This window comes from Devosia ginsengisoli (assembly GCF_024707105.1).
In the GTDB taxonomy this organism is placed as follows: Bacteria; Pseudomonadota; Alphaproteobacteria; order Rhizobiales; family Devosiaceae; genus Devosia; species Devosia ginsengisoli_A.
Genome location: NZ_JANQAJ010000006.1, coordinates 334,826 through 356,523, shown reverse-complemented (window position 1 = coordinate 356,523; position 21,698 = coordinate 334,826). Strand labels below are relative to the sequence as shown.

General features: G+C 65.1%; 21 protein-coding genes and 1 pseudogene. 11 read left to right on the top strand and 11 right to left on the bottom strand.

The window, feature by feature from the left end; genetic code table 11:
* The first annotated feature begins 67 nt into the window (after positions 1 to 67).
* The 3 genes from NVV79_RS05420 (at position 68) to NVV79_RS05410 (ending at position 1,747) form a co-directional block, all read left to right on the top strand.
* Positions 68 to 712: an SRPBCC family protein gene (locus NVV79_RS05420; protein WP_303986985.1), complete on the top strand. Its 645-nt coding sequence runs from the start codon at positions 68 to 70 to the stop codon at positions 710 to 712.
* Positions 712 to 1,053, top strand: coding sequence for a helix-turn-helix transcriptional regulator (locus NVV79_RS05415; protein ID WP_303986983.1), 342 nt, complete (start codon positions 712 to 714; stop codon positions 1,051 to 1,053). Before NVV79_RS05420 ends, NVV79_RS05415 begins: the two co-directional genes overlap by 1 nt.
* A gap of 70 nt (positions 1,054 to 1,123) precedes the next feature.
* Positions 1,124 to 1,747, top strand: coding sequence for an outer membrane lipoprotein carrier protein LolA (locus tag NVV79_RS05410; RefSeq protein ID WP_303986981.1), 624 nt, complete (start codon positions 1,124 to 1,126; stop codon positions 1,745 to 1,747).
* A gap of 1 nt (position 1,748) precedes the next feature.
* Here NVV79_RS05410 and NVV79_RS05405 read toward each other — a convergent pair whose 3' ends face one another.
* Positions 1,749 to 2,561 carry an undecaprenyl-diphosphate phosphatase gene (locus NVV79_RS05405; RefSeq protein ID WP_303986980.1) on the bottom strand — a complete coding sequence of 271 codons (813 nt, stop codon included), beginning with the start codon at positions 2,559 to 2,561 and terminating at the stop codon, positions 1,749 to 1,751.
* Between the two features lie 101 nt (positions 2,562 to 2,662).
* Between NVV79_RS05405 and NVV79_RS05400 the strand changes: the two genes are divergently transcribed.
* The 6 genes and pseudogenes from NVV79_RS05400 to NVV79_RS05375 all read left to right on the top strand — a co-directional run bounded on the left by NVV79_RS05400 (position 2,663) and on the right by NVV79_RS05375 (position 6,547).
* Positions 2,663 to 3,340 carry a glutathione S-transferase family protein gene (locus NVV79_RS05400; protein ID WP_303986978.1) on the top strand — a complete coding sequence of 226 codons (678 nt, stop codon included), beginning with the start codon at positions 2,663 to 2,665 and terminating at the stop codon, positions 3,338 to 3,340.
* A gap of 31 nt (positions 3,341 to 3,371) precedes the next feature.
* Positions 3,372 to 3,656 carry a BrnT family toxin gene (locus tag NVV79_RS05395; protein ID WP_303986976.1) on the top strand — a complete coding sequence of 95 codons (285 nt, stop codon included), beginning with the start codon at positions 3,372 to 3,374 and terminating at the stop codon, positions 3,654 to 3,656.
* A complete protein-coding gene (locus tag NVV79_RS05390; RefSeq protein WP_056255722.1) occupies positions 3,646 to 3,897 on the top strand; it encodes a CopG family antitoxin in 252 nt (83 codons plus the stop codon). The genes NVV79_RS05395 and NVV79_RS05390 overlap by 11 nt, the downstream gene beginning before the upstream one ends.
* Positions 3,894 to 5,022 (top strand): annotated as a pseudogene (gene queG, locus NVV79_RS05385) (tRNA epoxyqueuosine(34) reductase QueG). The gene NVV79_RS05390 and the pseudogene queG overlap by 4 nt, the downstream one beginning before the upstream one ends.
* Positions 5,023 to 5,156: 134 nt before the next feature.
* Positions 5,157 to 5,894 (top strand): NAD-dependent epimerase/dehydratase family protein, encoded by a 738-nt coding sequence (locus NVV79_RS05380; RefSeq protein ID WP_369684700.1) that lies wholly within the window; start codon positions 5,157 to 5,159, stop codon positions 5,892 to 5,894.
* Positions 5,891 to 6,547, top strand: a complete 657-nt coding sequence (locus NVV79_RS05375; protein WP_303986969.1) for a GNAT family N-acetyltransferase — start codon at positions 5,891 to 5,893, stop codon at positions 6,545 to 6,547. Before NVV79_RS05380 ends, NVV79_RS05375 begins: the two co-directional genes overlap by 4 nt.
* A gap of 211 nt (positions 6,548 to 6,758) precedes the next feature.
* Here NVV79_RS05375 and NVV79_RS05370 read toward each other — a convergent pair whose 3' ends face one another.
* Positions 6,759 to 7,535, bottom strand: coding sequence for a carboxylesterase (locus NVV79_RS05370; RefSeq protein ID WP_303986966.1), 777 nt, complete (start codon positions 7,533 to 7,535; stop codon positions 6,759 to 6,761).
* A 180-nt stretch (positions 7,536 to 7,715) separates the two neighbouring features.
* On the opposite strand from NVV79_RS05370, the gene infC reads away from it, so the two are divergent.
* Positions 7,716 to 8,252, top strand: coding sequence for a translation initiation factor IF-3 (gene infC / locus NVV79_RS05365; protein WP_186767325.1), 537 nt, complete (start codon positions 7,716 to 7,718; stop codon positions 8,250 to 8,252).
* A 72-nt stretch (positions 8,253 to 8,324) separates the two neighbouring features.
* Here infC and trxA (NVV79_RS05360) read toward each other — a convergent pair whose 3' ends face one another.
* The 8 genes from trxA (NVV79_RS05360) to NVV79_RS05325 form a co-directional block, all read right to left on the bottom strand.
* A complete protein-coding gene (gene trxA, locus NVV79_RS05360) occupies positions 8,325 to 8,648 on the bottom strand; it encodes a thioredoxin (RefSeq protein WP_303986964.1) in 324 nt (107 codons plus the stop codon).
* A gap of 329 nt (positions 8,649 to 8,977) precedes the next feature.
* Positions 8,978 to 9,301 (bottom strand): thioredoxin, encoded by a 324-nt coding sequence (gene trxA, locus NVV79_RS05355; protein ID WP_146291533.1) that lies wholly within the window; start codon positions 9,299 to 9,301, stop codon positions 8,978 to 8,980.
* A gap of 79 nt (positions 9,302 to 9,380) precedes the next feature.
* A complete protein-coding gene (addA, locus tag NVV79_RS05350; RefSeq protein WP_303986961.1) occupies positions 9,381 to 12,812 on the bottom strand; it encodes a double-strand break repair helicase AddA in 3,432 nt (1,143 codons plus the stop codon).
* Positions 12,809 to 15,826, bottom strand: coding sequence for a double-strand break repair protein AddB (gene addB, locus NVV79_RS05345; protein WP_303986959.1), 3,018 nt, complete (start codon positions 15,824 to 15,826; stop codon positions 12,809 to 12,811). The genes addA and addB overlap by 4 nt, the downstream gene beginning before the upstream one ends.
* Complete coding sequence (locus NVV79_RS05340; protein WP_303986957.1) at positions 15,823 to 16,515, bottom strand: nucleotidyltransferase family protein; 693 nt, start codon at positions 16,513 to 16,515, stop codon at positions 15,823 to 15,825. The genes addB and NVV79_RS05340 overlap by 4 nt, the downstream gene beginning before the upstream one ends.
* Before the next feature lie 279 nt (positions 16,516 to 16,794).
* Positions 16,795 to 17,688, bottom strand: coding sequence for a hypothetical protein (locus tag NVV79_RS05335; protein ID WP_303986955.1), 894 nt, complete (start codon positions 17,686 to 17,688; stop codon positions 16,795 to 16,797).
* The gene (locus tag NVV79_RS05330) at positions 17,685 to 18,599 is read right to left on the bottom strand and encodes an ABC transporter ATP-binding protein (RefSeq protein ID WP_303986954.1); all 915 of its coding nucleotides are present in this window, start codon (positions 18,597 to 18,599) and stop codon (positions 17,685 to 17,687) included. The genes NVV79_RS05335 and NVV79_RS05330 overlap by 4 nt, the downstream gene beginning before the upstream one ends.
* Complete coding sequence (locus NVV79_RS05325) at positions 18,592 to 18,966, bottom strand: GntR family transcriptional regulator (RefSeq protein ID WP_303986951.1); 375 nt, start codon at positions 18,964 to 18,966, stop codon at positions 18,592 to 18,594. The genes NVV79_RS05330 and NVV79_RS05325 overlap by 8 nt, the downstream gene beginning before the upstream one ends.
* Before the next feature lie 338 nt (positions 18,967 to 19,304).
* Between NVV79_RS05325 and NVV79_RS05320 the strand changes: the two genes are divergently transcribed.
* Positions 19,305 to 21,095, top strand: coding sequence for a hypothetical protein (locus tag NVV79_RS05320; RefSeq protein WP_303986949.1), 1,791 nt, complete (start codon positions 19,305 to 19,307; stop codon positions 21,093 to 21,095).
* A 186-nt stretch (positions 21,096 to 21,281) separates the two neighbouring features.
* Here the strand turns inward: NVV79_RS05320 and NVV79_RS05315 are convergent, their stop codons facing one another.
* Positions 21,282 to 21,650, bottom strand: a complete 369-nt coding sequence (locus NVV79_RS05315) for an MmcQ/YjbR family DNA-binding protein (RefSeq protein WP_303986948.1) — start codon at positions 21,648 to 21,650, stop codon at positions 21,282 to 21,284.
* Positions 21,651 to 21,698 lie beyond the last annotated feature (48 nt).

The following is a 21,698-nucleotide window of genomic DNA, read 5'->3' as shown; positions in this document are numbered from 1 at the left end:
TAGAAGTGACTCGACTCTATTTCAGTCTGTGCTTATATAAGTCACAACTGAAATAGAGGATCACCCCATGGCTTTCGATCTCGCCGCCCATCTGGGCGCCATGACCCGCGAAGTGCATAACCTGGAAAAGGACGGCCAGCCGGCCAAGGCCGTTCTCGCCTCCCGCGTCTATGATACCACGCCCGCCGACCTGTGGGATGCCTTGACCAGCCCCGAGCGAATCAAGCGCTGGTTCTCGCCGGTAACGGGCGATCTCAGGCTCGGCGGTCGCTATCATGTGGAAGGCAATGCGAGCGGCACCGTGCTCGAATGCGAGCCCGAAAAGAAGGTCGCGCTGACCTGGGAATTCGCCGGGGCAACCTCATGGGTCAACATCGAGCTCCGCCCCGAGGCAGGCGGTACGCTTCTCGAACTCGAACACATCGCCCATATCAGCCCGCATTGGGAGCGGTTCGGCCCGGGCGCCGTGGGCATCGGCTGGGATCTGAGCTTCCTCGGCCTGGCACGCTACCTTGCCGATCCCAGCTTCGAAATGCCCCCCGAAGCGGCTGCCGAATGGTACGCTACCGACGAATACAAGAATCTCGTACGCTCCACGGGCGACGGCTGGGGCCAGGCGGCCATCGCCGCCGGCGAAGACCGGCAGCACGCGCTGGACGCGGCCGAAGCCACAAGAAAATTCTATACGGGCGAGGCCGCCCCGGAAAACTGATGCACGCCTTCGACGTCCTGGGCGATCCCGTCCGCCGCCGCATCCTCGAACTCCTCGCCGAGCGTGAACACACGTCCGGCGAGGTGGTGGAGGTCATATCGGCCGAATTCGGCATTTCCCAGGCCGGCGTCAGCCAGCATCTCAAGGTGCTGCGCGAATCCGGCTTCGCCCAGGTGCGGCCCGAAGGCACGCGGCGGGTCTATGCGCTCGACGCCACCCCCTGCGCGATATCGACGACTGGCTGGAGCGTTTCCGGGTGTTCTGGCCGGTCCGGCTGGATGCTTTGGCCACCGAAATCGCCCGCGGCAAGAAGGCGCGCGGCGAGCTCTAACCATGCCTGACGGAACCACCTGTTGCCGCAATTGCTTTCTAGGTTAGCTTAGAACCAATTGTCAGCCAGGGACCTTGTCCATGATTCGTCGCGATGCCTTGCTGCTCGGCCTTTCCGCCGCCTTTGCCTTGAGCGTTCCCGCCTGGGCGCTCGACCGGGCTTTGACGCCCCAGGAACAGCAGCTCATCGCCGATATCGGCACCCATAATTCGGCGATCCGGTCGATGGTCGGGCGGTTCCTCCAGATCGACACCAATGGCGGTCGCACCGAGGGTACCTTCTTCCTCGAGCGCCCCGACAAGATCGCCTTCCGCTATGCCCCGCCCAGCCGCGAGGAAATCGTCTCGATCGGCCGTGGCTTCTACGTGCTCAACCGGCGCGACGAGACCTATTACGCCTATCCGCAGGATTCCATTCCGCTGCGGCAGTTCCTCGGCGACCAGATCAACCTGCTCAATGCCAATGTGGTCGATGTCACCTCGTCGGACGGCTACATGTCTATCACCGTCATCGACGAGACTGTGGCCGGCACGGTCCAGGTCTCGCTGATCTTCGACACCGATACGCTGGAACTGGCGCAATGGAGCCTGGTCGAGCCCAGCGGCGCCGAGCTGACCTTCTCGCTCTATGACGTGGAGAAGGACGTGGATATTCCCCGCGCTTTCTTCTCTATCCCGGCGACCTACAAGCCGCTGGAGCAGTAGGCTAGCGACCGAAAGCGTATATCGCGATCAGCCCGGCGCCGCCCACCGCGATCCGCCACCAGGCGAAGGGCGCGAAGCCGTATTTGCTGACAAAGCCGAGCAGGTACCGCACCACCAGCGCGCCGACGATGAAGGCGGCGGCAAAGCCCACGCCGACGCTGAGGGCCAGGCTGGTATCGATGAGATCGCGGCTCTTGTAGAGATCGTAGCCGAAGGCGCCGATCATGATCGGCAGGGCGATGAAGAAGGTGAATTCCGCCGCCGCCCGCTTGGAGGCGCCGAACAGCATGCCCCCCACCACGGTCGAGCCCGAACGCGACACGCCGGGCACCAGGCTCAGCATCTGGAACAGGCCAATGATCAGCGCCAGATGCCAGGGGAAGTGGTAGATATCGTCATATTTCGGCTGCAGGGGCAGCCGGTCGACCACGAGCAGGATCACCCCGCCGATCACCAGCGTCCAGCAGATCAAACTCGCCGATTCCCACAGGTCGCCCTGGATATATTCGCGCAGCAGCACGCCGGCCACCACCGCCGGCAGGCAGGCCAGCACGACGGCCAGCGCGAACTGCCAGGCATAGGCCTTGCCGGTCAGCGCATCGCGGATCAGCATGCCCAGCTTGGCGAAATACACCGTGATCACGGCCAGGATCGCTCCGAGCTGGATGAGCACGATGAAGGTTGCCGGCTGGGTCAGTCCGAAGAAATGGCCGGCCAGCAGCAGGTGGCCGGTGGAGCTGACGGGCAGGAATTCGGTAAGCCCTTCGAGAATTCCAAGGATCAGCGGCACAAAAAGACCTTGATCGGCGTTCATTTGATCCCCTAATTCAGTCATCGGGCCTGTAATGCTGGCAAGCTCTAGCGCTGTTCGCGATACCAGCCAAGCAGCGGCCTCAAAAAGAGACGAGCGTCCAGATGCCGAGCCTCATCCATCATCCCCTCGACCCGTCCTCGCGGCTTATCCGCCTGATGTGCGCCGAATATGGCGTGCCGCTGGATATGGAGGAGATCAAGCCCTGGCTGCGCGAGCCGGAACTGCTGGAGATCAATCCGGCCGCCACCCTGCCCATCCTGATCGGCGACGGCGACCAGCCCATTGTCGGCCTGCTGGCGACCATCCACACGGTAGAAGACCTCTATACGCCGACCTCGGTCGAGGGCCTGATCCCGGCCGAGCCGACGCCCCGCGCCGAAATGTGGCGGCTGCTCGAATGGGTCATTTCCAAGCTCGGCGACGAAGTCACCCGCTATGTGCTGGAAGAAAAGATCGTCAAGCGCGACCAGCGCGGCGCCACGCCAGATCCGGCGGTGCTGCGGGTGGCCAAGGCCAATCTCAACGAGCACATGCTCTATTTCAACTGGCTCTTCGCCAGCCGCTCCTGGCTGGCCGGCGACACGCTGACCCTGGCCGATTTCGCCTTGGCGGCGCATCTCTCCACCCTCGATTATCTGGGCGATATCGACTGGGGCAAGGCCGGCGAAACCCGCGACTGGTATTCCCGCATCAAGTCCCGCCCGGCCTTCCGGACCCTGCTCAACGACCGCGTTGTCGCCATGCCGCCGCAGAAGGGCTATGCCGACCTTGATTTCTGACACCAATTTTGTATATACAAAGGCATAGCTAATGCAGATCGATGGCTTCGATTGGGATGCCGGAAATCTGGAGAAATGCAGCAGCCACGGTGTCTCGCTGGTCGAGATCGAAAGCCTCTTCACAAGGCCACACCGCATAACGCCGGATGTGAAGCATTCCGGGGACGAAGAGCGGTTCCTGGCCATCGGCCACACCGATGCTGGCCGACCACTCTTCCTGGTGTTCACCACGCGGCTGAACGCTGGTCGGCTGTTGGTCCGGCCGATCAGTGCGCGGTACATGCATGTCAAGGAGTTCAGGCGCTATGAGTGGTAGGAAAGTCCCGCATTTCAAGTCCGATGAGGAAGCCGCCGCCTTTCTCGATCAGGACCTGTCCGATCTCGATTTCAGCCAGTTCAAGCCGTCGCCCTTCGAGTTCCATCCCAAGGCGGCGCAGTTGAACATGCGGCTGCCGGCGTCGCTGCTGGAGGCGTTGAAGAGCAAGGCCAAGGAGCGGGGCATTCCGTACACCCGCTATATTCGTCAGCTGCTCGAGCACGATATCGCCGGACGGTGACCCAGCTCGATACTGAAAAGCTCGTCGCGGAACTGCGGGCCCGAGCCCGTGCGCTCGGCTTTGACAGCTTCGGTATTGCGCCGGCCGATGCAAGGCCGGACCTGCCGGAGAAGTTGAACGCCGCATTGGCGGCGGGCTGGCATGGCGATATGGACTGGATGGCGGAAACCGCCGGTCGACGGGGCTCTCCGCGGGGCATGTGGCCCGAAGCCAGGTCGGTGATCGTGCTTGGCATCAACTATGGCCCCGAGACTGATCCCCTCGCCATCCTGGGCGAAAAGTCGCTGGGTACCATCTCGGTCTATGCCCGCAATCGCGACTATCACGAGATCATCAAGGGCAAGCTCAAGGACATGGCGGGGCTGCTCGCGCGCCGCTCCGGCGCCGAGGTCAAGGTCTTCGTCGATACCGCGCCGCTGATGGAAAAGCCGCTGGCCGAGGTGGCGGGGCTCGGCTGGCAGGGGAAACATACCGTATTGGTGGAGCCGCGACTTCGGCTCCTGGCTGTTCCTGGGCGCTATTCTAACCTCGGCTGACCTGCCGGGGGATAAAGCTCATGAGGAAAGCTGCGGCTCCTGCACGCGCTGCCTCGATATCTGCCCCACCAATGCCTTCCCGGCGCCCTTCCAGCTCGATGCGCGCAAGTGCCTCGCCTACCTCACGGTGGAGCATAAGGACCAGATTCCATTGGCCTTTCGGGCCCCGATGGGCAATCGCATCTATGGCTGCGATGACTGCCTGGCAGTGTGTCCCTGGAACAAATTCGCCTCTGTCAGTCGCGAGGCGAAGCTACGGGCGCGGGCAGAGCTGGAACGGCCCCGGCTGGCGGACCTCGTGCAGCTTGACGATACCGGGTTCCGGGCGCTGTTTGCCGGCTCGCCGATCAAGCGGATCGGATTGGCGCGGTTCCTTCGTAACGTGCTGATCGCCATCGGCAATTCGGATGATGCCAGCCTGGTGCCGCTGGTCGAGGCGCGGCTCGATGCCGAGGAATCCATCGTGCGCGGCGCGGCGATCTGGGCGCTGCGGCGATTGGCGCCGGGGCGGGCCGAAGCACTCAGCCTTGCCTATCTGGCACGGGAAAGCGATAGCTCGGTCAGGGCCGAGTGGAGCGGGGATATCTGATGAACGCCTTCTTTTTCGGCTTGGGTTTTTCCTCCCAGGCCGCGTTAGCACAGCTACGAATTGGTTCACGTACTGTTAACGTTTCGGGTAGCGTCAGGACAAAAGACAAGGCGGATCTGCTCACCGAACAGGGGGTGGATGCGCATGTTTTCGATGGGTCCGCGCCGGGCGCCACTTTGGGCCCAAGCCTGCGCCGGGCCAGCCATGTCGTCTTCTCCATTGCCCCCGGCGCCGATGGCGATCCGGCGCTGCTGCATCACCGCGCCGATCTCGATGCGGCCGAGAACCTGCAATGGCTCTGCTATTATTCCACGGTCGGCGTCTATGGGGATTTCGGCGGTGACTGGATCGATGAAGCGGCCCCGCTGGTGCCGCGCAACGAGCGCAGCGACCGCCGTGTGCTGGCCGAACAGGCCTGGCGCGACTATGCGCGGGCGCGCAGCGTGCCTCTGGCCATCCTGCGACTGGCCGGCATCTATGGGCCGGGTCGTTCGACCTTCGACAAGCTGGCCGACGGCACGGCGCGGCGGGTGATCAAGCCGGGCCAGGTGTTCAACCGCATCCATGTCGAGGATATCGGCCGGGTGACGGCGCTGGCGGCGCAGGCGCGGCTCGAGGGCACGTTCAACCTCGCCGATGACGAACCGGCGCCGCCGCAGGACCTGGTGGCCCATGCGGCCGGCCTGATGGGCGTGGAGCCGCCCCCTGAAGTGCCTTACGATATGGCGGAATTCACCCCGATGCAGCGCAGCTTCTATGCCGACAACAAACGCGTCTCCAACGCCGCCATCAAGCGGGCGCTAGGGATCGAACTACTCTATCCCACCTATCGGGAAGGGCTTGCCGCCATCCACGAGATCGAGACGCCATGACCGCGCCCCAGCCCGCCAAATCCGCGCCTGAACGCATCGTGCTCGAAGGCCGCTATGCGCGGCTGGAGCCGATCGGGCCGCAGCATGCCGGCGATATCTATGCCGCCTCGATCGGCGAGGGCGTGCCCGAGCGCTATCGCTGGCTGTTTAGCGAAGCCCCGAAAAGCGTTGCCGACGCCGAAGCCTGGATCGCCGCGGCCAATGCCGGGCCGGACCGCTATGTCGCAGTCATCGACAAGGCAACGGGCAAGGCGCATGGCCATCAGGGCTGGATGCGCATTTTCCCCGACCATGCCTCGATCGAGATCGGCGGCGTCTATTGGGGGCCAGGCATTGCCCGCACGCGGATCGCCACCGAAGCGCTGTACCTCTTCGCCCGGCACGCCTTCGACGACCTCGGCTACCGGCGCTTCGAATGGAAGTGCAACAATCGCAACGAAGGCTCCAAGGCCGCCGCCCGCCGCTTCGGCTTTCAATATGAGGGCCTGTTCCGCCAGGACCGCATCGTCAAGGGCGAGAACCGCGACACGGCCTGGTTCTCCATCATCGATGGGGAATGGCCGGCCTTGCGGGCGGAATATGAGCGGTGGCTGGCGCCGGAGAATTTCGACGCGGACGGGATGCAGCGGACGAAGCTGGTGACGCGGGGGTAATTTCTGCGCTCGGGCGACAGCGCTCTCAGTCGACACCCTCCCCTTGAGGGGAGGGATCAAGGGGAGGGGGTGTCGGATGTTCCGCAAGCGCCGAGTTCGTGGAACTCTCGACACCCCCACCCTGCTCGATCACGTACTTAGCTAAAGCTAAGCCCTATCTCGCTCCCTCCCCTCAAGGGGGAGGGTGGGCCCGGTGGTAGGATGCGTGTTGTCATCCCTCCACCAGCCGCATCACGGCATCCTTCAGCCTTGCCAAATCCTCGTCCCGGCTGAGCCGGTGATCGCCATCGGGGATCAGCGTCAGGGTCACCGGGTCATGCAGGATATGCGTCACCAGCTTGATGGCATGGGACGGGGGCACGTCGGGGTCGGCGCCACCCTGCAGAATGGTGACCGGGCAGCCGGTTTCGATGACGCCGCCGAACAGCAGGTGCTCGGCCCCGTCCTCGATCAGGGCGCGGTTGATGCGATAGGGCGTATCGGAATACTGGCTGGGCTGGTCGACATAACCGTTGTTCTGCAGCGATTCGTGCTCTTCCGGCGTGAAGTCGGGCAGCATCAGTTCGTGGGTCATGTCGGGCGCCGGGGCGATGAGCACCAGTCCATGGGCCGGTTTGCCGCGCGCCAGCAGGGCCTGGGTCAGCAGCAAGGCGATCCAGCCGCCCATCGAGGAACCGACGATGATCTGGGGGCCCGCGGTAGTAGCCAGCACCGCCTCGGCCTCTTCCAGCCAGCGGCTGATCGTGCCGTGGTTGAAGTCCCCGCCCGAAATGCCGTGGCCGGAATAATCGAAGCGCGTGACGGCGAGGCCCTTCCCGGCGCCCAGGGCATCGAGCGCCATGGCCTTGCCGCCCGCCATGTCGGAGCGGAAGCCCCCCAGCCAGAAAATGCCCGGTCCCTTGCCGGCGCGCTGCTCGACGGCGATATCGCGCGCAGCCGGGCCGCTGCCGACGGGGATGCGGAAGCTGTTGGGATGTGATACGGTCATGGAACGTTCCCTGTCAGGTGGATACAAGCGTCGGCCACGCGGCAGGGCACGGCAATCGCGGCGTTTCAATGGCGCAACAGGCCAGAATTTCTGGCGGTTTGCCAGTTGACTTATGGTCCGCGTAACACGATTTTATGCGCGATTTCACCACTAGGCTTAACAACGCAAGGATCCTTTGCCATTCGTCGTCCCATGAGACCCGTCGCGCCCCAGAAAGATGGGCCGCTCTCTAATGAAGATATCACCAGCGCCGATGTGCAACTCATCGATGCTGAAGGCGAGAACCGGGGTGTGGTCAACACCCGTGCGGCGCTCGCGGAAGCCCAGGAACAGGGGCTCGACCTGGTCCTGATCTCTCCCAATGCCGTCCCTCCGGTCGCCAAGATGCTGGATCTCGGACGCTTCAAGTATGCCGCGCAGAAAAAAGCTGCCGAGGCGCGCAAGAAGCAGAAGGTGATCGAGGTCAAGGAAGTCCAGATGCGTCCGAATATCGACACGCATGACTACGAGACCAAGATGAAGGCCATGCAACGGTTCCTCGACGAGGGCGACCGCGTCAAGGTGACCATGCGCTTCCGCGGCCGCGAAATGGCGCACCAGGAACTGGGCATGCAACTGCTGCTCAAGGTGCGGGAACAGACCGAGGCCATCGCCAAGGTGGAAAGCCAGCCGCGCTCCGAAGGCCGCCAGATGGTCATGGTGCTGGCGCCCAAGTGAGGCGACGGCCAGGCAAATGAAAAAGGGCAGGTCCGGCGGGCCTGCCCTTTTGTTTGGGAAGTGGCCTGCCGCTCAGGCGGCGTGGGCCTCCAGCCATTTGATGAGCTGCACGCGCGACTGGCCGGCGCCGACCTTGAGGTCGACCGGCTCGCCATTCTTGAACACGATCAGCGTGGGCATGGCGCGCACATTATATTGCGCGGTAATGCCCGGATTGGCGTCGACATCGAGTTTGACGATCTTGACCGTATCGGCCAGCGTTTCGGCCAGTTCGTCGATGGCCGGCGCCATGGCCTTGCAGGGCGGGCACCATTCGGCCCAGAAATCCACCAGCACCGGGCGGTCCGCCGCCAGCACTTCGCTGGCAAAATTGGCGTCATTCACATGCAGGGCCATCGATCTCATCTCCATCGGTATCGGGCGATGAATGCTAGAAGGAGTCGGTGGGCTTGGGAAGGCATACAAGATGTGGTGGATGAGGAATGGTTAGTTTGTTTTTCTAGCGTATCCCGCCCTCCGTGGCTCCCATCACCCCACCCTCAATCCCTCCCCATCAAGGGGAGGGAGGCGCCAGCTCAGAGGCCCGTGTTCATCGTCTCCCTCCCCCTTGTGGGGAGGGATCAAGGGTGGGGGTGAGCCACGAGCACCGGACGAACGGAGAAGCCCCCAAACAAAAACACCGCCGGGTCGCCCCAGCGGTGTTCGTTATTCCTAAAACCTGATGGTCAGGCGGCGTGGCCTTCGAGCCATTTGGCCAGGCCCGCCTTGGGGGTGCCGGCGCCGATCTTCATGTCGGCGGCTTCCCCGCCCTTGAACAGGATCATGGTCGGGATGGAGCGGACGCCATACTGGCTGGCAATGCCCGGATTGTCGTCGACATTGAGCTTGACGATCTTGACCTTGCCGGCCAGCTCGGTCGAGAGCTCATCGAGCACGGGGGCGATCGCCCGGCAGGGCCCGCACCACTCGGCCCAGAAATCCACGAGGACGGGCTCTTTGGAATTAAGGACTTCCTCGCCGAAAGTGGCGTCGGAAACGTGAGTAGTCATGGGTTATTGCCTTCTGGGTTAAAGCGGCGGTCTCTGTGCGCCTAAAGCTGGGTAGAGTCCAGCCTCGGGGCAAGAGCTGTCACCGCAAGGTGAAGCCCTGTGCGCCTGCCGCCAGCTTGTCCGGCGGCAGAAACATCAATGATTCCAGTCGTGTCCATAATATTGCCGCCCGCACGTCTCGTCCGGGGAAAAGCTGACCTGCAACCAACGCATATAATCCGAGCTGGGTTAGATAGTTCCCCGGCACATCGCCCGGCCCCGCGGGCACCGATGCGTCGGACTTGTAGTCCACCACCGTTACCCCCTGTTCGTCAACCACGAGCCGGTCGATGCGGCCGGCGAGGCGAATGTCGGCGCCATCGCGCCTGGCATCGATGAGGAAGGGCACTTCGGCGCGGCTCGCCGGCCCGAACACGGCGGCGAGGTCGGGCCGGGAGAGAATGGATATCGCCTTGGCGCCGAGGCTCGCATGGCTCTCCGGCGCGTCGGGCAGCAAAGCCAGCAGCGCCTTGGGCACGACATCAGGCCAGAGCACCGGATCGACCCGGCCCAGATGCTGCAGCAGGGCATGGAGCGCGATGCCTTCCCTGCGCGCCGCATCGGCATCGCGCACCTGTTCGGCGAGGCTGTCGAGCGCCAGCACCGGGGCCACATGGCTGCGGGCGGAGGACGGGGAAACGATCTGCGCCATGGATGGGGCAGGGACGGGGGCGAAGGCCTGGGGCTGCCCGGCCAGCGGCACCATGTCAGCAAGGCGCTTGACCGGCTGCGGGGTGAGCCGCTCGCGCGGATAGATCAGGGCGGTCTCCTGCCCCGCATCGTCCAGCACGATTTCGGCGTCCTCGCGCAAAGCGCGGTCCACGGCCTGATACCAGGTGCCTTCGAGCTGGCCTTCCGGCTTGCGGCCCGGCGTCAGGGCGCCGGTGACATAGAGTTCGTCTTCGGCGCGGGTCATCGCCACATAGAGCTTGCGCCAGTATTCCTTGGCCAGATTGGCTTCCACCTGCGTCTTGACCGTCTGGCTGCGCTCGACATGTGCACTCCGGCCCGAGGCATGGACCAGCAGCGGGCCGGGCGTGTCAGTGAGCAGGTAGACCGGGCGATTGACCTGGTTGCCCTGCGGCTTGCTGGCGGCGTCGGCCAGGATGACGATGGGCGCTTCGAGCCCCTTGGCGCCATGCACGGTCATGACGCGAATGCCGGTACCGGCCTCGGCCAGCTCGCGCTTGATCGACACCGCGCTCTGCCGCATGGCGGCGACGAAGCCCTGCAGCGACGGCTGGCTGCCCTGTTCATGCGCCAGCGCCAGTTCGAGCAGTTCGGCGAAGACCTCGTCCACTTCCTCGCCCAGCCGGGCATGGAAGCGGCGCAACCCGCCTTCGGCATAGAGCACCTGGGTAAGGAATTCGAAGGGCCGTTCGAAATCGAGCTCACCCCGCCAGCGCGACAGCAGGCGCCAGGCTTCGGCGCAACTGGGTGTGGTGCAGGTTTCCAGCGCCTGCCACAGGGTTTGCTTCTCCCGCGGCTGGGCCAGGGCGAAGAGGTCGTCCTCGCTGATATCGAACAGCGGCGAGCGCAGCAAAGCCGCCAGTTGCAGATTGTCGGCCGGGTTGAGCAGCACGTCGCACAGGGCCAGCAGGTCGAGCACGGCGATATGCTCGGATACGGCGAGCCGGTCGGCGCCGGGCGTGGGCAGGCCTTCCTTGCGCAAAGCGCGGATGACTTCCTGGAACACGGCGCCGCGCGATTGCACCAGGATCAGCACATCGCTGGGTCGGACGGGGCGGCCGCGATTGGCGAGCGGGCGCTTGCTGTCGATCCAGGACTTGATCTCGCGAGCAATGCGTTCGGCCACCTGGCGGGGCGCGGTGCGCTCGCCGCCACTCGGCGGCTCGGTGGGCCAGGCGCTGGCGCCGCTTTCGGCAAGCGCCTGTTGCAGGGGCGGCCACAGGGTCACGCTGCCCCCTGTCGTGGGGCGGGTCGTGTCGTGATGCACCTTGCCGGTTTCGAGCAGGGCATCCTGCATGCCCTCGAGGTCGGTGACCTTGTCCACCGCATTGAGAATTTCGATCAGCGTGCGGAAGCTGGTATGGAGCGGCACGCGGCGGAACTGCATCTCAACTTCGGCAGCGCGGCGCTCGAACAATTCGCCCGTGGCGCCGAACAGGGTGGGTTCGGCCCCCTGGAAGGAATAGATCGACTGCTTCTGGTCGCCCACCGCGAAGAGCGAGCGCAGGCGGGTGCGGTCGCCGGCGCCATTGAAGAATTCGTCGGCAATGGCCCGCACGACACGCCATTGCTCGGGATTGGTGTCCTGGCTTTCATCGACCAGAATGTGGTCGATGCCGGTATCGAGCTTGTACTGCACCCATGGCCCGGCATCGGGATTTTCGAGCAGGTCGCCGAGCTTTTCGACCAGGTCGTCGAAATCGAGCAGCGAGCGGGCGCGCTTATGCGCGTTGTACTTGCCGGCAATCAGCGCCACCACATCGAGCAGCGCTTCGCTGCGCTCGATGATGAGCGCGGTGCGGCGCTCGATCATCAGCGCCGCCAGCCGTTCGGCTTCCGCCAGCATGCGCTGGGCGAGCACCGGGTCGGCCTTTTCCACGGCCTTGCCGGGGAAATTGGCCGGCGGCACCTCTTTTTCGGTGAGGAAGGCGCCGATCCAGTCGAGCGGTCGGGGCGCATTTCCGTCGATGCTGCCGAAGCGGTTGGCCAGGGCCTTGCCGCCCAGGGCCAGCAGGCGGGCAATGTCCCCGCCATCGACCAGTCGCTCGGCCACGGCCGCATCGAGGATGTCCTGGCTGCTGCGCGGCGTCATGGCGCCGAGCTGGCGGCGCAGATTGGCCTTGGCGGTGGGAATATCCGCCAGCACCGCCTTGAGCTTGCGCCCGTCATTCATGGCCAGTTCGATGGCGTCGGAGAGGGCGAAATCGCTGAGCAGGCCGAACAGGGTTTCCACCGCCGCCGTGGCGCCCTCGCCGCGCAGGCCCTGCGCCAATGCCGCTTCGCGGGTCTGGGTCAGCAGGGCAATGCGCTCGTCATCCTCGATCACCTTGAAGTCGAAGGGCACGCCGGCTTCGAGCGGAAAGCGATGCAGCACGCTTTCGCAGAAGGCGTGGATGGTGGCGATCTTGAGGCCACCAGGCGTTTCCAGCGCCTGGGCGAAGAGGGTCCGCGCCCGCTCGATCTGAGTAGGGCGATAGGCGCTGCCTTCGACCTCTTTCAGCTCCTTGATCAGGTCCGGTTCCGGCAGGGTGGCCCATTTGGCCAGCCGTTCGGCGACGCGGCCGCGCATTTCGGCGGCTGCCGCCTTGGTATAGGTGAGGCAGAGGATGGATTGCGGCCGCGCACCCGCCAGCAGCAGGCGCAACACGCGCTGGGTCAGCACATAGGTCTTGCCCGAGCCGGCATTGGCCGACACCCAGATCGACAAAGCCGGATCGGTAGCCCGCGCCTGGTTGCTGCGGGTTTCGGCGGAGATGACGGGCTTGCCGCGTTCCTGGCTCAAAACACGTCCTCGTCATCTTCATCCACGGCGGTCCATTCGTCCATGCGGGCGAGATGGTCATAGGCGCCGGGGAAGCGCTGCGTCTTGAGCGGCAGGATGCGCGCGGGCATGGGATTGTCGTTGAACAGGAAGAAATCGACATGGGCCTGCATGCGGCGGGCGATCTCGTCGGCCGCGCTCATGATGGTGTGGCCATTGTCCAGCGAGAAGGCGATCGGCCGGAAGGCCTCGGGGCCCAGCCCGATCTTGATATAGGTCAGCGCCGAGGAATCCGCCCCCGGCACATCAGCCATGGCATTGGCCTTGGCCATCTGCGCCTCCAGCAGCATTTGCGGCGCTTCGAATGCCTTCATGGCGCCCGGCGCGGGCACCGAGCCGGTCTTGAAATCGAGAATCTGCAAAGAGCCATCTACCATTTCATCGACCCGGTCAGCGCGCCCCCTAAGGGTAAAGCCGGTGGGCAGCGGCCAGAGCCCGTCGATCTCGGCATGGCGCTGTTTCACCGCGGTATTGCGTTCGCGCTCGAAATCGAGGAATTGCCGCGCGGCCGTCTCGAAGCGGCGAATCCAGATGTCACGGCGCTCGGCAATGCCGTCGAGCCCGGAAAAGGCATCCACGGCGAACTGGCGCAGCAGGTCAGGCGCGTTGGGTGCCATCACATCATGCCCCTCCTCGACGAAGCGGGCGAGAATGTCGTGGATGATGGTGCCGCGCTCGCGCGCCTCGGGCGTTTCGCCCAAAGCATCGAGCGGCCGCAACTGCAGGACATGCCTGGCATAGATGTCATAGGGCGAGCGCATCAGCGTCTCGATCTCGGTGACCGAAAGCTGGCGCGGTCTTGTGTCTGCCGGCGGATTGGGCGCCGGGCGCTGCGCCGAACGCGTCTCGATCACGGCATCGACCCGCCGCGCCTGATCGAGCCAGACGGCGCCGCGTTCCTCCCAGGAGCGGGCATTGTCCGCCCCGGCAAAGGCTTCGAGCCGCTGCACGAAGCGCGAGGGCAAAGCGGGGCTGGTGCCGATGCGGTCGGAAAAGGCGATGATGACCTGCTCATTGCCCAGCCCCTGCGCGAAGTCATGCGCGGCCAGACCCTGTCGCCGCTCGGGCGGTTCGAGCCCGGCGGCCAGTCGCATGCCGCGGCTGAGCCAGGGGCCGGGATCGGCCGCCTCGGGCCATTTGTCCTCGTTGAGGGCGCAAAGGATCAGCAGGTCCGGATTTTGCAGCCGCGCTTCGAGCTGGCCCCAGATGGCGATATCGCTGCGCCGCTCCTCGCGGGTGCGCACCTGGAAGCCCACCATCAGTGCCGCCAGCACCTGTTCCAGCCCTGACGGCGCAAAGCTGTGGCCTTCCCCCTGCTGCGCCGCCATCTGGCCGGCCCAGTCACCCAGCTCGGTCCGGCCAGGAATCTCGGCGCCATCGGCCACGCCATCGAAAGCCCGGCAGATCGCGGCCGCCAGCGCGCCGGCGGTAATGCGGCTTTCGCCGAGCAGGGTCCGCAACGGCGCCAAAGCCGTCTCGATGCGGGCGAACAAAGCCTCGATGGCTTCGGCCTGGTTGGCATAGAGCCTTTTGCCGACATATTTGGTCGCTTCGCCGACATTGGCCTTGAGCAGGTCGCGCAGGCCGGCCAGCCCCGGATTGGGCCGCTGCCCGCGCAACAGGCCCAGCTCGATATCGTCGGCCAGTTTACCGATGTCGCTGCGCTTGAGCCCGAACAAAGCCGCCCGGTTGCGCAGCAGGGCCATGAGATCGACCGGCGCGCAATTGCCTGACGCGATCACCAATATCTGCCGCAACAGCCGCCCGGCGGCCGACTGGAACAAGGGCGTGCCCGCGGCGTCATCGACCACGATCTCGAAGCGCCGCAATTCGGCGGCGATGCGGCGGGCCAGGTTCCGGTCCGGCGTGACGATGCCCACGGTCTTGCCCCGCGAAAGCGTGTCGCGCGCCGCCAGGGCCACGGCGCGGGCTTCCTCATCCTCATTGCGGCCGCGGATGATGGAGAGCCCATCGCAGGCCATGCCGATTTCGAGCTGGGTCAGGCGCTGTTCCGGCCAGCGGGCTGTGTCCTTGGTCAGCGCCAGCGCGCGATTGACCAGCGTGGTGCGCAGGTTCTCGTCTCGCGCCAGTTCGGTCACATCGCTCACCGCGGCGCCCAGCAGGCGCAGCAGCCGGGCCAGGCCATATTGCGGGTGGCCATGCGGATTGTTGTCCTCTTCGAGCAGGGCGGCATGATCGGCCTCGCTCATCGAACAATCGAGTCCCGGCAGCACCACCGCGCCACGCGGCAATGCACTGATCGCCTTGAGCAGCCGTGCCGTGGCCGGAATCGAGCCGGTCGAGCCGGCGGCGATGACGGGGCGGTCGCCCCACAACACCGCCGCTGCCTGCGCCTGCCGGTCGAGCCGCTGCCCACGCAAAGCCATGCTGTCGGCGCGGCCCTTGTCTTTCAGATGCTGCGGCCAGTAGTCCAGCGCAATGCCGAGAAAGGTCAGCGTCTGCTGCCAATAGGCGCCGAGTTCGCCCGCTATGTCGGGCACGATGGCGCGGATATCGGCGGGGCTGCGTTCCTCGGTGAGGAGGTCATCGATCAGCGCACCGAGCGATTCCGACATGGAGAGGATTTCCGCTGCGGTCGGCGGGGTCGAGAAGGCGCGCCGCCCGTCCGGCGTATCGGCCCAGGCCGCTACCAGCCGCGACAGCACCAGCCGCCGCTCCAGCGGGCTGGCCGACGGCAAGGGAGGGGTGACGTCGAACGGCGGCAGAAACGGCTCCTCGTCCTCCACCTCGCCGCCAAAGGTGCGGATATCGGGCAGCAGGCCCCGATTTTCGGGATGGCGGGCAAAGGCATCGGCCAAAGCCAGGCGCGCGCGCCGCGTCGGCACTATGATGGTGACATCGCTGAGCCACAGCGGCTGCGTCCGGTCCCAGCCGGCAAGCAAGGTCCCGTCCATCACCCTGTCGGCGAGGGTTACGAGGAATTTGGCATGCGGGGCGATGGAAAAGAGGCTCATGGCGCCAGAAGCCGCTCGGCCTCGGCCAGGGCCGCGACATCGCCGACATGGAACCAGGGCGCATCGAGCACCACGCCATGCAGCGTCTCGCGCTCCAAAGCCGCCTCGAACAGGTCATTGAGCGAAAACGGCCTATCGGGCGTGTTGTCGAACAGGGATTTGCCGAGCAGGGCCACCCCGGCATAGATGACCGGCGCGCCATAGTCGCGAGTGATCGCCCCGTCAGGCGCCAGGCAGAAATCGTGGCTGCGGGCAAAGCCGGTGGCATTGCGCGGATGCACGCAGAGCAGCACGATGTCGTCGCCCCCGGCATGGCGCGCCAGCATCCGCGCGATGGGCCTGTCGCTGCCTGCAGGCCAGAAGGCATCGGTATTCATCACCAGGATGGGGTCGGAATGCAGCATGGGCAGAGCCCGCTTCACCCCGCCGCCGGTGCCCAGCAAGTCGTCCTCGCGGCTGACCTTCAGCAGCCCGCCGAAATGGGCCAGGATCTGGTCGGCGCGATAATGCGCATTGGCGACGAAGCGCTTCGCGCCTTCTTCCCGCGCATTGCCCATGATCCGTTCGATGAGGGGAATTCCCGCGACCGGCACCAGCGGCTTGGGTATTGTCTCGGTGACCGGCCGCAGCCGTGTGCCCAGGCCGGCGGCCAGCAGCATCACGTCGGGGAATCGGGTGGCTTCGGTCATGAGCGGATATGACCGGGGGAGGAGGGGGATGTCCAGTGTGTGGGGCACTATCCGGCCACACCCACCGGGTTCACCCTCCCCCTTGTGGGGAGGGAAGCGAGATAGGACTTAGCGTTTGCTAAGTCCGTGATCGAGCAGGGTGGGGGTGTCGAGGCCCCCGCGAACTGGATGTCTGCGGCGCCGCCGACACCCCCACCCAGCTTTGCTACGGCCCTGCGGGCCTAGCGCCGCTGCCCTCCCCACAAGGGGGAGGGTGGGCGCAGTGCATGGGACGCTAACTCAATTATCATTGCTCCGCCGCCGATACTCACTCCCCAGATAGATCATCGCCAGCGAGAAGACCACGCCAATGCCGACCTGGGTCCAGTCGACCCGACCCAGCAGGTCGGTGGTGTAGAGCAGCGCATTGAACGGTTCGGTGCCGACGAACCAGGCATCGATATAGCCGTCCTCGATCAGCGGGAAGGTGGAGCGGTAGCCCAGATAGTCCCAGGTGCGGGTGGTGAAGGGATGCAGGCCTCCCAGGGTCACCCATTCCAGTGTGGCCACGATGGTGGGCAGCACCAGCGAGACCGGAATGGCCCAGCGGCCGATGGCGGTGGCGAGGCCCCCGACCAGCGCGATATAGGGCAGGTACCAGATGAGCCCGACCGCGAAACTGACCAGGATCGCCAGCGCCACATTCACATAGACCATGCCAATGCCGCCCAGCGCCGCCACCGTCCCGGTGCCGTTGATCAGCATGGTGACATAGGCCACGCCATAGAGCAGCACGCCGCTCAGCAAAGCCACGGCATAGACCGTGCCGGGCAGCAGCGTGATGGCGGCGGTGAGCTTGGAGAGCAGCACCTTGAAGTCGCCGACTGGCATGGACTTCCAGAACAGCATGGCATTGTTGCGCTTGTCGGCGGCAAAGCCGTCGGCCGCGTAGAAGAACAGCGTGGCCATCAGGTAGAAGGACCAGCCGACGCCGAAGCCGAGAAAGCCCAGTTCATAGATGCGCAGGGGCGCGACGGTGAGCATGGCGCCGGAAAAGCGCGCATCGACCCGCCCGACCGTGAAGGCCAGGATGGTGGCGCCGAACAGCACCGCCACCAGCAGCAGCGGCCCGAGCAGGAACGCCCCGCGATGCTCGATCAGCTCGCGATGGACGAGAGCGATGAAAGCCTTCATTGGGCCGTCTCCGGGTTGGCCGTCGGCCGCTGCATCAGGGCGACGAAGAGGTCGGAAAGCGTCGGTGTCGAGAGCGTGCCGAAGGGTTCGAGCACGGCGCGGTCGACACCATCGAAGATCATCACGGTCTGGCCGAACCTTGTTTCCTCATAGACCGGACCATGCGCCCGCGCGGCGGCCTGGCTGTCGGGATCGTTGACCACCACCTGCGTGAACTTGTCGTTCACCGTCTCCATCTGCATGTGCAGGATCAGTTCGCCATCGCGGATGAACATGATGTCGGAGAGCATGAACTCGATCTCGTCCACCTGGTGGGTGGTGATGAGCAGGGTGCGCTCCTCGGTCATGTAGTCTTCGAGCAGGCGCCGGTAGAAGCGCTTGCGATAGGTGATGTCGAGCCCCAGCGTCGGCTCGTCCAGCACCAGCAGCTTGGCGTCGATGGCCATCACCACCGCCAGATGCAACTGGGCGATCATGCCCTTGGAGAGGTGCTTGATCTTCATCTCCGGGCGGATATCGGTGCCTTCGAGGAAGCTGCGCGCCTTCTCCTGCGAAAAATTGGGGTGGATGTTGGTGAGCAAAGCGAACAGCTCGCGCACCCGCAGGAACCGCGGCAGGCTGGCGACGTCGGAGATGAAGGCGACATTCTCCATCAGCTTGGCGCGCCGGGCAAAGGGGTCTTCGCCCAGCACGCGGATAGTGCCTTCGCAATTGGTCAGGCCCAGCATGGCGTTGAGCGTCGTGGTCTTGCCGGCGCCATTATGGCCGATCAGCCCATAGATGCGGCCGGGGGGAATATCGAAATCGAGCCCATGCAGGATTTCCTTGCGGCCGAAGCTCTTGCGCAGGCCGCGGGCCGAAACAATGGGGTCGATGCTCTCATTCAGGTTGGCGGTGGAAAGCTCAGTCATTTTTCTGCACCTTGGTGGCAGTGGAACTGGAAAGCAGGGTCTGGAGGTCGAGATCGAGCGCCTTGATCTGGGCCGCGATGCGCGGCCAATCCTCCCTCAGAAACTTGTCGCGTTCATGTGCGAGCAGCTCGGCCCGCGCTCCGGTCTTGACGAACATTCCCAATCCCCTGCGTTTTTCGACCACGCCGATATCGACCAGGGCTTCGAAGGCCTTGGTGACCGTCAGCGGATTGACCGACAGATCGGCGGCGATCTGGCGAACCGAGGGCAAAGCCTCGCCCTCTCCGACCGAGCCGCGCAGGATCATCTCGGTAAGCCGCTGCCGGATCTGCACGAAGATCGGCTGGCTGGTATGAAAATCATCCATGTGTGATGCCTATGTAGTGTATTAGTTTTGTAGCACACTATAGCGACGAGTCAAGCGGGAAGCGAAAAGGTGCGCCGATCTCAGTGCCTTCCCCTTCTCCCCTCGTGGGAGAAGGTGCCCGAAGGGCGGATGAGGGGGCGCTGAGTTACCCACTGGCATTGAAGCATGGGATGACGCAGCCCCCTCACCCGGTTTTCCGCTGAACGCGGAAAACCACCCTCTCCCACAAGGGGCGAGGGGTGGCTCCACTCATGGGCGGGGGAAGCTACATCCAAGTGAACCTCCACCCCATCTTAACCGCGCCGGTTCATGCTGCCGCTCTCCCAGCGCAGGACCGTATGTTGACCGCTACTCCCGCCCATCGCGGCCCCGATCTTCGCCTCGTCGCCCTGGTCTTTGCCGCGGCGGCGACGACGCTGGTCCTGCGCACGCTTTACACCCGCGCCGGCCTGCCCTTCTTCGCCGATACCGATGACGCCATGCGCATGGTCATGGTGCGCGATTTCCTGGCCGGCCAGTCCTGGTATGACCTGACGGCCCACCGCCTCAACACGCCCTTCGGCGCCGAGCTGCACTGGTCGCGGCTGGTCGATCTGCCGCTGGCTTTGCTGGTGCTGGTCTTCACCCCGCTGCTGGGCGCCGACATGGCGCTGGTCGCGGCCGGCTATGTCTGGCCCATGCTGCTCTTTGCACTGCTGCTCTGGCTCAGTGCCGGGCTGGCGCAGCGCCTTGTCGGGCCCGAAGGCGTGCTGCCGGCTTTGGTCCTGCCGGTGCTCAGCCCCGCCATCACGGCCGAATTCACCCCCGGCCGCGTCGACCACCACAATGTCGTCATCCTGCTGACGCTGGCCATGATCTGGGCCGGCATCGAGGCTATCAGGTGCCCCCGCTTCGCCATGGCCTGCGGCGTGCTGGCCGCGACGGCCCTGGCCATCGCCACCGAATCCCTGCCCACCATCGCCGCCGCCATTCTGGTCATGGGGCTGGCTTTCGTGGTCGATCCGGCACGCGGCCGCACCATGCGGCTGTTCGGCCTGAGCTTCGCCCTGGGCTCCATGGTGCATCTGGCCATTTTCCGCCCGCCGTCGCGCTGGCTCGAAGCGGCCTGCGACGTGCTGTCTCCGGTCTATGTCGCCGTCGCTATCGTGGTCGCCGCGGTATTCACCCTGGCCAGCCTCGTGCCGCCGCCGCGCGCCGCCTGGCAGCGCTTCGTCCTGCTCGGCGTGCTCGCCCTGGCAGGCATCGGCGCGGTGGCCCTGCTCTATCCGCAATGTCTCAAAGGCCCCTACGGCGCCATCGATCCCTGGCTCCAGGCCAACTGGATCGCGGCCATCGTCGAAGCCCGCCCCTGGTTCGCCACCATCACCGAACTGCCCGCCTATGCCGTGGCCGTCGGCCTGCCGGCTCTGTTTGCCACCGGCGTCATCGCCTGGCGGCTCTGGGATGTGAAGGAAGGGCGCGCCGAATGGGCGGCCTTGCTGGTCTTCACGCTCTGCACCGCCGTGGTCATGCTGGCCCAGGTGCGCGGCGGGCGCCTCGCCATCATGCCGGCCATTCCCGCCGCCGCCTGGCTCATCGTCATGGCGCGCCATCGCTATCTGGCCACCCCGCGCCTCCGCACCCTGGCCGGCCTGCTGCTGAGCTGGCTCGCTTTTTCCGGCGTGGCGCTGCTGTTGCTGGTGACGGCGGTGACCAACCTCACCTCGACCCGCCCCGAACAGATCGCCGAAGCCCGAGCTAGCAAGGAGCCTTGCCTGGTCTCGTCAGCCTTTGCCGATCTCGCCGCCATCCCGCCCGAGCGGATCATGGCGCCGATCGATCTGGGCGCCCATCTCCTGCTCTATACGCCGCACGAAGTCGTCTCCGCGCCCTATCACCGCAACCAGCAGGGCGTCCGCGACACGTTCCGCTTCTTCAACGACCCCATTGCCGATGCCCGCGCCATTCTCATCGAGCGGGGCATCGGCCTCGTCGTGCTCTGCCCGGCCATGGCCGAATTGCGCGGCCTGCCCGACCGCGCGGAAGACAGTTTCGTCAATCTCTATGCCAGCGGCGAGCTGCCCGCCTGGCTGCACGATGTGAGCCTGCCCGGCGCGGCCTTGCAGGTTTTCGGGGTTTTGCCGGAATAAGACGGCGAACTCGCAGTCATCACCCTCGCCCCTTGTGGGAGAGGGGGTAATTTCTTCGTTCAGAAGAAATTACGGGTGAGGGGGCCTGCGCTCGCCTATGCTTCAGTGCCAGCGGATAGCCCGGTCCCCTCATCCGCCCTTCGGGCACCTTCTCCCACGAGGGGAGAAGGGGAGCGGCGCGTGTGGCTACAATCCCAGTTCCGCCCGAACCTTCCGCGTCAGCTTCCCCGCCACGATGCGATGGGCCTCGCGCAGATAGGCCTCCACTTCGTCCTCGCTCAGCGGGCTTTCGGCTCCGATCGCTACCCAGCCCGCTCGCGCGAAATAAGGGGCCGGCCGCACCCCATCGAGTTCGGTCAGCAGTTCATAGGCCATCTCGGAAACCTTGAGCCACACCTCGCCCGGATCGCGGTCGAGCAGCGCAAATACCTTGCCACCGATCTTGGCGACCGAGTCGTCGCGCCACTGGCGCACCAGTGTCGCCTTCGGCAGCGTCAGGATGAACGCTTCGAAGCCGGCCCGGGTCATGATGGGAGGGTAGGTGGTGACGCTCAATGCTAACAGTCTGTTAACCATAAGGCCGACCCGGTGAACCGGATCGGC

Coding starts and splice junctions, on each gene's coding strand:
- NVV79_RS05420 (WP_303986985.1), top strand. CDS start 68: ATGGCTTTCGATCTCGCCGCCCATCTGGGCGCCATGACCCGCGAAGTG.
- NVV79_RS05415 (WP_303986983.1), top strand. CDS start 712: ATGCACGCCTTCGACGTCCTGGGCGATCCCGTCCGCCGCCGCATCCTC.
- NVV79_RS05410 (WP_303986981.1), top strand. CDS start 1,124: ATGATTCGTCGCGATGCCTTGCTGCTCGGCCTTTCCGCCGCCTTTGCC.
- NVV79_RS05405 (WP_303986980.1), bottom strand. CDS start 2,561: ATGAACGCCGATCAAGGTCTTTTTGTGCCGCTGATCCTTGGAATTCTC.
- NVV79_RS05400 (WP_303986978.1), top strand. CDS start 2,663: ATGCCGAGCCTCATCCATCATCCCCTCGACCCGTCCTCGCGGCTTATC.
- NVV79_RS05395 (WP_303986976.1), top strand. CDS start 3,372: ATGCAGATCGATGGCTTCGATTGGGATGCCGGAAATCTGGAGAAATGC.
- NVV79_RS05390 (WP_056255722.1), top strand. CDS start 3,646: ATGAGTGGTAGGAAAGTCCCGCATTTCAAGTCCGATGAGGAAGCCGCC.
- NVV79_RS05375 (WP_303986969.1), top strand. CDS start 5,891: ATGACCGCGCCCCAGCCCGCCAAATCCGCGCCTGAACGCATCGTGCTC.
- NVV79_RS05370 (WP_303986966.1), bottom strand. CDS start 7,535: ATGACCGTATCACATCCCAACAGCTTCCGCATCCCCGTCGGCAGCGGC.
- trxA (WP_303986964.1), bottom strand. CDS start 8,648: ATGGCCCTGCATGTGAATGACGCCAATTTTGCCAGCGAAGTGCTGGCG.
- trxA (WP_146291533.1), bottom strand. CDS start 9,301: ATGACTACTCACGTTTCCGACGCCACTTTCGGCGAGGAAGTCCTTAAT.
- addB (WP_303986959.1), bottom strand. CDS start 15,826: ATGAGCCTCTTTTCCATCGCCCCGCATGCCAAATTCCTCGTAACCCTC.
- NVV79_RS05340 (WP_303986957.1), bottom strand. CDS start 16,515: ATGACCGAAGCCACCCGATTCCCCGACGTGATGCTGCTGGCCGCCGGC.
- NVV79_RS05335 (WP_303986955.1), bottom strand. CDS start 17,688: ATGAAGGCTTTCATCGCTCTCGTCCATCGCGAGCTGATCGAGCATCGC.
- NVV79_RS05330 (WP_303986954.1), bottom strand. CDS start 18,599: ATGACTGAGCTTTCCACCGCCAACCTGAATGAGAGCATCGACCCCATT.
- NVV79_RS05325 (WP_303986951.1), bottom strand. CDS start 18,966: ATGGATGATTTTCATACCAGCCAGCCGATCTTCGTGCAGATCCGGCAG.
- NVV79_RS05320 (WP_303986949.1), top strand. CDS start 19,305: ATGTTGACCGCTACTCCCGCCCATCGCGGCCCCGATCTTCGCCTCGTC.